We start from the raw sequence: 9508 nt of genomic DNA, 5'->3' as shown, positions 1-9508 counted from the left end.
TGCCTGAAAGCGTGCGTATTGCCTGAAAACACAACCCGCTACGGGGGAGACTTACCCGAAATCTGATTTATTCAACAAAGCCCTATCTTGCCAAAGTCGCTAGTCGCTTGTTTGCCTTAGCTTTAGATTTTATGCTTATGGAGGCGGTTTGATTTTCATCCGATACTTTTTCTAGCACTGGCACCACAGAGGAAATGGACTTTTCTTTTGAAATTTTGGATGCACCTGAAGAAAGTGGGCTTTCAGATGGTATAGAGGTATCGCTTCCCTCATTTTCAATCTTCACACCAAAGCAGGCATGTTCCTTTTGTACAAGGAAGGTTTCTTTTACAGAAACAGAATCCTGCTTTGAATTATCTAATTGTAGAGGTGTTAAATACTCCTTAAACTTTTGATCTAAGACATTCTCTAGCAATACATTAATAGGAGGCTTAGGTTCAGTATCTATAGTATTTCCATCATTCAGAAACCTATTAAGATCTGCAAGTGTTAATCTTTCGTTTAAACCATTTATAAAATTTGCCAAGTCAGGAAATAAATTATTTAATACCAACCCGGTACTAATAGCCGACCTAATTAAATCCAGTTGGTCACCCCTATGACAAAGTTCTGTTTTTTTCAAGAAACTATAAACATAGGGTGCTTTTCTTTCGGATATCCAGAAAGACCGGATCTGAATCCGGTCGTTATCTGCCTTATTTGAGATAGGGTATTTAGCCATGTTCTAGCTCATTATTCTGAATAAATAGTATCAGCAATTGCCAAAGATAATGCGAACTGCGGATTGTCTACCATGATAACTTTAGCCGTTTCAAAATGTTTACGAATAGCTGTTTCGATGAGATATGAACCTCCCCCAACAAGGAAAACATTATGAGGCCTCTCTTCGACTTGTGTAACCGCTCTGATTACTTTACTTTGCAACTTCTGTACCGCAGAGTTTACCGCATCAAAAACACCGTCACGCTTGTCCTCTGCAACCTTCAAAGCTGATTTATCATGACGATTATCAACAAGATGATGAATGTAAGCATTACTCGTATTCAGTTTCTCAGATTCAAGATACCTGCTGATCTCATCGTAAACAATAGAACAACCAATACGGTCAAAACCTTTTACTTTCGAAATCTGTTCTAATTGCCCAGTAATACTTGCAACATCAAGAGTAGTACCACCAAGATCAATTACCAAACTTGATTCAAATGAAGCAATATCCTCAATTTCATCTGCCCGGGTCACAGCTGGTAAAGATTCAGGGAAAACAGTCACAGACAAAACGTTAAAAGAATAGCGTTTACCGTCAAGATAACGCTCTACTGGTTTCATCAGATTATCTTTTTTTCTCTGAATATTTTCAATATTCGTTTCCCCTAAAGCAGTATAGAACTGGCTAAGTGGTAAAGTAACAAAGAGGTGAACATCCTGAGGAACTAAACCAGAAGCATGAAGTGCATGGTGAACATTTAACCGGCTAATTTCATCGTATTGGTGAGATACATCAGTCGATTCCAGTGAGTTACTAGATTCGCTGTGATGCGAAAACCTTTCCAGCCCATCAATAAGATAGTTAAAAGGATTGAGACCCTCATGGCGAACACGGAAATCTGGAACAAAACTATTTTGTGTAAGCAAGGGAACTAATTCGTTTCTTTCATTAAGACAAACCAGTTTTGCAGCTTTACTTCCATCATCGACAACGATTTTTAAAGCTTCAGTGATATCCTGCACTGATGGTGAAACAGGACTTTCAGATTTTAATAGTTCAGCCATAAAAACTCTCTTTTATTAATAGGACCATATTAGATATTAACTTTATACATTAATGGTGACCTATTATCAACATTAACACTATTAAAAAAATACGTAAGTCTATGTTATTTCAGCATCCTTCCATTTTAAATACCTTACCGTTAAATTTCCTGTATTCATGTATTAACCATGTTTATAAAGGAGCCAATTATAATCAGAAAGTTACTTTGCATCCTAAGTATGAACTGTTTGAGAGCCAGGACTGGGGCCTTTACCTGTAAGTAACAAAGGTCCTTAGGCTTAGAATCCAAAATGACGCCTTTTTGTAAAAAAATCATAGTTCGAAATACCGTATCATCGATGTAAACATACGTAGAGGAATTTATGGCAGCTGAGCACGTCCAAACTATAGACCTTACAAACTTCTCCGGAAGGATTTTCTTTCTGGCAGATCCTCATGGACATTACTCTGCGCTGTGCAACTTGATCCAATCAGTTACAAAGCCAGAAGAAGAGATAGTAATTTTCTCTACTGGAAATTTGTTTGACTATGGGCCGGAACCCATAGAATTGATGAAGGCGATAAACAGTGGCTTTTTCGATGGACGTTTTGTGAGGCATTTCTCAGCTGCCGGAGCCGGAGAAGAAATGTTAAAAAAATTGTTACCATTAAACAAAGACCGGAGAACATTTTACCCCAGCACATACCTCAATGAGAGATGGTGTGTAATGGGCGGAAAGTGGCATAAAGCTGTGAATCGTTACTATTTAGAGGAAGAGGTAAAAAAACTTCTTAATACCCAGCTTGGTACGATGATGCAGATTTTACTAAAAGGCGATATAAAAATTGGGGTTTGCCCTTCTGATTACGCCCCTATCCGCACATCATTCACTGATACTTATAATGCGCTTCAAGCATTCAACTATGCCAATGTGAATATTTTTCAGAGCCAGTTTCTATTCGGTATGGACCATGCCGTAATACCAATGATGATAAATGACGTCAACCTTATGGTCCTAGGTAGGAATCCTGTAAACAGCATTCGAAAAGCCCATGGTCGTACTCAAAACAATCTTCCAGTACTGATCGGTAATTGTTTGCATATAAATACTGGATCACTCTATATGTCAAAATTAGAAGACCAGGTAATAGTTGCTCCGGGTATACCGCAAACTGACTCACCAGCACTTACATTAGTAGAAATAATCATGAAGAACAATCCAGTTTTATTGTGTCATCAGCTAATACAAACAACAAACAAGTTTTATTCACTTAAAACCTATCCTTTAGAACTCGATTCGATTGAAAACAACATTGAGGTAACAAGATGAAGATAAATTGGAAGATTATCTCAATTTCAACATTACTTTTGCATCTTCACGCAGCAGCTGCACCACATCAAGAGAAAGAGCATAGAAAAGATGCTTTTTCTTCTGCCGCACAGAAAAGTGATTCACTTATATCTGCTAAAGCGGAGCTTATAAACGGAAGGTGGTTTATAAATGGTAAATATAGGCCTGTTCTAAAGACCAGCATGACCAAAACCAATTTCTTAGAAATCATGAATGTTTCAAATAAAGAATCACTTTTTATTGTGATACCAAAACTTGAGTATAATATCATTGCCAAAAATAAAATCTTACTAAATGAAAAAATTGCATTAAGCGAAGGCACATCCGGAAAAAGCATTGTTTGGGTCGAGCCAAAATCAAGTCTAACTATATCGTTTATAAATGACCTTGCTAATACGCCCCTTCAGGCTATCGTTTCGATCACAAGAAACAACAAAGATATAATTGCCATCTTTGGACCGGATCAGGGTAAAGGGTTTACTCTTCCCGGAAATACGTCTAATGATCAAGTGTCCGTTCCTGACTATTCTGACCTAAATATAAAAAAACTTAACATACCTCAAAGTGTTGGTAATCCAGTAACCATCAATCCTAAAGAGAAGAATTACCTCTTAGTTGGACAAGGAAAATATGAAATCTTATCTCTTCCTAAATATCAACATTTAGTATTTTCTGAACCCGTTTATATTGAGAAAAGAAAAAATATCCTCGGTGGTTATGGTTATTGGACGAAAGAAACAATTCTCTACCCCGGTGAATCATTATCTTTTATAACGAGCGCCAAAAACAATCTAAGGAAGCGGGATGATTAAAGTTATCACACTTTTATTGTTTGCATTACTGACTGGTTGTCAGTCAGTAGAAAGTAAAATCGAAGAACTCCCGACAGTTGGTTTTGACCCTATTCTATACAATAAAAGTGAGGCCTTTACTGACGGAAAAGTTACTTTACGTGTCGAAAGTTCAGGAACTGATGTTTGGCTTGTCGCCAAGAATGGAACCAGAAGTTTTATTGAGCTTTCAGGCCTAACGCTAGGTGGTAGTCGTTGTGCTTACAATGCCCGTAGTAAGCAACTTTTGCCCCCAGGCAGCGTAAGCACATTCGTAGTTCCTACGGTTGGAATGCTTGGACTTTGCTTCAACAATGAAGATCAACTTATGTTTATTAACCGTGCTTTTAGCAGAATCTCTCCCAAAGCAAAAGGAAAAGATTCGCTTTCGCTTTTATTTTCTGTTAGTTACGATTTTCCCGGAAAAGCGGACCTAATTACTAACCACGATTTTCAAGAGTTATATCTTTTATTTTTGAATGAGGATAATCTATGAAACAAACATTAATTGTTATTTTAATATGTTTTTGTCACACGGCTTTAGCATATCCATACCGTATCTATACTGTCCCGGAAGGGGCATTAGTAAAAAACATACTAACTAATGAATATCTAGGAAAAACCCCTGTGGTTGTGGACGTGAGCAATACCGAAGCTGGTTCTACTTTTGGGATTTCATTATTTAGACATGAAAATGTTGCTATAAAGATTTTTACAGTAATGCCTTCAGCAGAAAATAATTTTGCTGTTTCTGGACCTGACGTTGCAACTATGTCATTGCCGGGAAAAGCACCTTTAAACGTAGTAAATGATGGGAATGGCGCTTCTGTTCATATAGAACTAAGACCTTATATGTCTGAACCTGCGCACACCCCATATTAATATAACAAGAAATTAAAAATATAAATCATATGAACTGCATCATAAAGATGCAGTTCAATATTTATTCTGATACTTTTAATTTTTCTTTTATGAACTCCTCTAGTTCCTTAATAAAACCCGCATTTATCCTATTGAATTCAAAGCGAATTTTTCTACCAGTATTGTTTTTACTGATTCTTGCATACTTATCTTTGTTATCAAAAGTAATAAGATCACTTGTTTCCCATTTTGTGGAATAAGTTTTTTCACAAACACTTTCCACAGATTGTGTGATTTTTTCCATTACAACTTTTTGAGCAACCTGGAGATCTCCAATGTCTAAATCTTTTGTTTCCTCTTTAACATTATCTATTACTTCATCTAAAGGAAATAGATTTTTTTGCACATATTTCTGTAAACGAGACAAGCGACTATAATAGGAGTTCGGGATTCCTTCATAATCCGGGAATAAAGAGATCAATGTTTCGTCAATACGGGCCGCCTGGATTCTTTTGGCTACCGATACATGACTAATCCCAAGATATGCTGCGAGTTCTTCATTAGTAGAAAATCCTTTTTCTTCCATTTTTTTGATAAATTGAAACCCAACTTCTCTATATGAAAATTTTCGAGATGTTTGTGCTGCGGATATAATTGAATTTATATCATCTTCGGTTAGTTCATCCGGAAGAACCCACAGGGGGAGATCCTTTTCTGCCTTTATACAGCAGAAACGTCTGCGACTTCCTTCTATTAATAAATAAACCCCATCTCTTTTTACAGCGATCCCTTCGGTATCGACCCCTCTTTCTTCAATCTGCTTAAGAATATCTCTAACAGAATAATCTGTAAGGGCTTCTTGATTTCGTGGGTTCGCTGGATGGACTAAGGTCTCCTTCTCCACTCTCTGGGCTGGAACAATCACATGTTCCGCTTCAAGTCTCCGGCCCTTATGAAGAGTGAATAACTTTTTTATGCGAGGTGCTGTTTTCAAACCCGCAAGACCTGAACGGTGACCGACTTCTGTCCGCTTTGGTGCGTTTAAATATCGAGATTTATCATTCCCGATATGTTGCTCATCGCTCATGCGTTAACTCCTTGCTTAGCTGAAAAACTTTTTATTTCATTTATAAATTGCTGATATACCTGTAATACAGATTCTTCTGCGACATCAAGCTGCTTTGCGGAACAAAGTTCCTCTGATTTTTTGATATCAAGCACTGTACGCCCTTTGGAAGCAGCTGCCTTAAATGCTTCAGAATTTTTTATGTTAGCGGACATCAAAAGGTCCTGAACAGTTCTGATTAATTTATCCAAAACTATTCTTTCATATGGACTTTTGTCATCTACATTGACAGCAAGAACTTTGAACCATTTTAAATTGTCGCCCTTACTTGGTGATTGTTTAAACCTTTCACTTATTGTAAGCATGAAGTCTGTAGTAGAGGCGTAATCATATTCACGTGGTGACACTGCGACAAGAATCCCATCGGCCGCTTCGTCAGCAGCCCAGATCAAAGGTGAATCTTCAGGTGGAGTGTCTATAATAATCAAATCATAGTTCTGCTTCAGTACCGGTAAGATAACTTCCTTGAAACGTAGTAACAAAGACGTACGTTCTTCTCTAGAACATTGCCAGTATTTATCTTTAAAACGAGCATCTGTCGGAAAAGCCGTTATTACGTCCAAGTTTGGCAGATGCGTTGAAAAAGGCATATTAGTGATGATTTCTTCTTCAGAGAATCCTGAATCTAAATATTTTTTATACTCAGAATTTTCTTCATAAATTCCAAGGATTGCATCAATTGCTGTAAGGAAGACATCATCTTCTGAGACACTTTGAATCATGCTGCTTCCAATCGAACCTTGTGGGTCCCATTCGATCATTAATACACGTGCATTGAGTTGTAGATCTAAAGCAGCTGCTACTGCTAAAGCTACAGATGTAGTGCTTTTCCCTGTACCGCCTTTATGATTCTGAGTAACAATAGCTCTGCTAAAGTAATGATCGCGGTACTTGGGATAACCCAGGGCATCCATTATTTTTTGAACATCCCAGCGGGTGTAAAGATGATTTTTGTTTTGATAAATAGGTGCACCAACAAGTTCTTTTTCTTCTAAGTCCGAAAGTATTTTATTGAACGTTACTCGTGACTTCCCAAAAAAATCAGAGAGATTTTTTTTATTCAAACAGTGGTTATAGATCAGTCTATCAACACCATCAACACTATCATCAGAAACAGATACTCTTGATGAAGCCATCAGAGATTCCTTTAGAGAAATCTGCTCGCTTTTCATGCGCTGACCAACGAGGGCGATCTTTTCAAGTAAATTCATGGTTATGACCTTTTTGCACTGAAAACCGACTTTTACGCATATATGTAAACTTTACGTATAATGCGTCCATTTCCTTGTTATGCGTACAATTCTATCCTTAGTTTCAATCTTAAGCTAATGTTTGTTTACTTTTTTATGATTTTTTGTGAGCTTAACTTGCAGATGTGAGCTCAGACTCTCTAGTCCATACCTAATGCACAACCTGTTTAAACCACGATTCTTGTCTCCTTCTCTACGCTTTGAAGTTAAGAGCTCCATTAATGAATCTTCACGCCTACCCTATTTCTTGCTTAGACCCTAAAATCTATCTCACCGGTGTGCTGATATACGTTTCCTAACTGTGAACCGTTGTCGTCAGTCCAGTCTAAAGATATGAGGTGTTAATCTCTTGAGGAGGCACACTACGAATTATGGGAGCAGAGTTAGCAACCTCACCCCGAAATGAAACCCAACTTAAGGAGGCAACCCCAGTGTGGAGATTAAGGGGGTTAAATCTGCCAGCGGCTGACAGTGTCCCAGCTGCTGCTCAGTCACACCACGCCCTGATTTAATCCCCTGCCCGGTATTGTAATGACCGAAAAAAACCCGTGCACTGGTGTCGGCAGACCGGCATGCATGAATATGACGTTAATCTGTATCAGCAGGCACTTTTCGCATAATGGGAGCAAGTGATAGCAACGCCGCCCAGAACGGAATGCCAACATCAGGACTGAACCCAAGTTTGGCGATTAAGGGGGTTAAATTTGCAAGCGGATGACAGTGCCCCCAGCTGCTGCTCAGTCACACCACGCTTGATTAAATCTCTCGCCAGGTCTTGTTTTGACCGAAAATAGCCCAAGCACTGATGTCGGCAGACTGGCATATAGGAATATGACGTTAATCTGTATCAGCAGGTACATTTCGCATTATGTGAGCAAGTGATAGCAACCCAGCCCGGAACTGAAGGCCAGCATGAGGACAGAACCCCAGTTTGGCGATTAAGGGGGTTAAATCTCACAGCGGCTGACAGTGCCTTCAGATGCTGCTCAGGCATACTACTCTCCCTGATATAATCTCCCATATGTTCTTGAGATCGTCGGAAATCGCCCATGCACCGGTGTCGGCAGACCGGTATGCAGTAATGTGAATTTAATCTGCATCATCAAGCACATTTCGTATTATGGAAGTAAGTGTTAGTAAACCAAAGCCCGCCCAGAACGGAAGGTCAACATCAGAACAGAATCCCAGTTTGGCGATTAAGGGTGTTAAATCTGCAAGCTGCTGACAGTGCCCCAGTTGCTGCTCAGTCACACCACGCCCTGATAGAATCTCCTGCCCGGAAATGTGATGACCGAAAAAAGCCCGTGCACTGGTGTCGGCAGACCGGCACGCAGGAATATGACGTTAATCTGTATCAGGAGGCACATTTCGCATTATGGGAGCAAGCGATAGCAACCCAAGCCCAGAACTGAAGGCCAGCATCAGGACAGAACCCCAGTATGGCGATTAAGGGGGTTAAATCCGCCAGTGGCAATAAGATCCCGAGCGGTGTTTAAGAAATATTTCCCGAAGGACAATCTTCCGCTCGTACGATGAATATAGTGTTCAACCCGGGAGAGGGATCACTTAACCTGCTTAGCCTAAATCTTACGTCATTCTCTAAACGGAGTTTAAGCTTAATGGTCCTGAGAAAGTTAAAAGGACTACCCATAATGACGGTTTGAGATGGCGAATAAGGGTTTTTTCTGCCAGCGGCTGACATTGCCCCAGCTTCTGCTCAGTCACACCACGCCTGATTAAATCTTCCGCCAGGTCTTGTTATGACCGAAAATTGTCCGTGCACTAGAGTCGTAAGACCTGCATACAGGAATGAGGCGTAAATCTTTATCAGGTGGCAAGGTTCGCATCATGGGAGCAAGGGTCTTGAACTGGAGGTTAACATCATAAAATCCCAGATTGGCGATTAAGGGTGTTAAATCTGACAGCGACTGAAAGTGCCTTCAGATGCTGCTCAGGTATATTACACCCTGAAAAAATCAAGCATCTGTGCTTGCGAATATCGGAAAAGGCCATGCACCGGTGTCGGCAGACCGGCATGGGCAATGAGACGTTAATCTGTATCAGCTGGCGCATTTCGTATCATGGGAACAAGTGTTAGCAACCCTCTCCAGGACGGAAGGACACTATCAGGACTGATCCCAGTTTGGCGATTAAGGGGGTTAAATCTGCCAGCGGCTGACAGTGCCTTCTGATGCTGCTCAGACATACTATGCACAGATATAATCACCCGTCCGTCCTTGTGATTATCGGAAAAGGCCATGCACCGGAGTCGGCAGACCGGTATGCAGTGATGTGACTTTAATCTTTATCAGCAGGCGCATTTCGTATTAAGGGAGCAA

At 39.9% G+C, this 9508-nt stretch carries 9 protein-coding genes; 4 read left to right on the top strand and 5 right to left on the bottom strand.

Annotated features, from left to right (window positions below):
- Positions 1-82 precede the first annotated feature (82 nt).
- Both ACOT1A_RS21345 and parM read right to left on the bottom strand, forming a co-directional pair.
- Positions 83-721, bottom strand: a complete 639-nt coding sequence (locus ACOT1A_RS21345) for a hypothetical protein (RefSeq protein WP_012695436.1) — start codon at positions 719-721, stop codon at positions 83-85.
- 11 nt (positions 722-732) lie between these two features.
- A complete protein-coding gene (gene parM / locus ACOT1A_RS21340; protein WP_000818954.1) occupies positions 733-1770 on the bottom strand; it encodes a plasmid segregation protein ParM domain-containing protein in 1038 nt (345 codons plus the stop codon).
- 363 nt (positions 1771-2133) lie between these two features.
- Between parM and ACOT1A_RS21335 the strand changes: the two genes are divergently transcribed.
- From ACOT1A_RS21335 to ACOT1A_RS21320, 4 genes are read left to right on the top strand one after another with little or no spacing between them, the layout of a single operon-like run.
- Positions 2134-3081, top strand: a complete 948-nt coding sequence (locus tag ACOT1A_RS21335) for a metallophosphoesterase (RefSeq protein ID WP_000718595.1) — start codon at positions 2134-2136, stop codon at positions 3079-3081.
- On the top strand, positions 3078-3914 hold the full coding sequence (locus ACOT1A_RS21330; RefSeq protein WP_000700976.1) for a hypothetical protein: 837 nt from the start codon (positions 3078-3080) through the stop codon (positions 3912-3914). The genes ACOT1A_RS21335 and ACOT1A_RS21330 overlap by 4 nt, the downstream gene beginning before the upstream one ends.
- A complete protein-coding gene (locus ACOT1A_RS21325; RefSeq protein WP_000598517.1) occupies positions 3907-4428 on the top strand; it encodes a hypothetical protein in 522 nt (173 codons plus the stop codon). Before ACOT1A_RS21330 ends, ACOT1A_RS21325 begins: the two co-directional genes overlap by 8 nt.
- Positions 4425-4814: a hypothetical protein gene (locus ACOT1A_RS21320; RefSeq protein WP_000815011.1), complete on the top strand. Its 390-nt coding sequence runs from the start codon at positions 4425-4427 to the stop codon at positions 4812-4814. The genes ACOT1A_RS21325 and ACOT1A_RS21320 overlap by 4 nt, the downstream gene beginning before the upstream one ends.
- Before the next feature lie 61 nt (positions 4815-4875).
- Here ACOT1A_RS21320 and ACOT1A_RS21315 read toward each other — a convergent pair whose 3' ends face one another.
- The 3 genes from ACOT1A_RS21315 to ACOT1A_RS21305 form a co-directional block, all read right to left on the bottom strand.
- A complete protein-coding gene (locus tag ACOT1A_RS21315) occupies positions 4876-5880 on the bottom strand; it encodes a ParB family protein (protein ID WP_001278838.1) in 1005 nt (334 codons plus the stop codon).
- Positions 5877-7130 (bottom strand): ParA family protein, encoded by a 1254-nt coding sequence (locus ACOT1A_RS21310; RefSeq protein WP_001050364.1) that lies wholly within the window; start codon positions 7128-7130, stop codon positions 5877-5879. The genes ACOT1A_RS21315 and ACOT1A_RS21310 overlap by 4 nt, the downstream gene beginning before the upstream one ends.
- Before the next feature lie 1128 nt (positions 7131-8258).
- On the bottom strand, positions 8259-8420 hold the full coding sequence (locus ACOT1A_RS21305) for a hypothetical protein (protein ID WP_001371949.1): 162 nt from the start codon (positions 8418-8420) through the stop codon (positions 8259-8261).
- Positions 8421-9508: the final 1088 nt, after the last annotated feature.

Origin of the sequence: Enterobacter cloacae complex sp. SYL003, assembly GCF_049236925.1 — a bacterium.
Lineage (GTDB): Bacteria > Pseudomonadota > Gammaproteobacteria > Enterobacterales > Enterobacteriaceae > Enterobacter > Enterobacter intestinihominis.
This window is presented reverse-complemented; position numbering and strand designations above follow the sequence as displayed.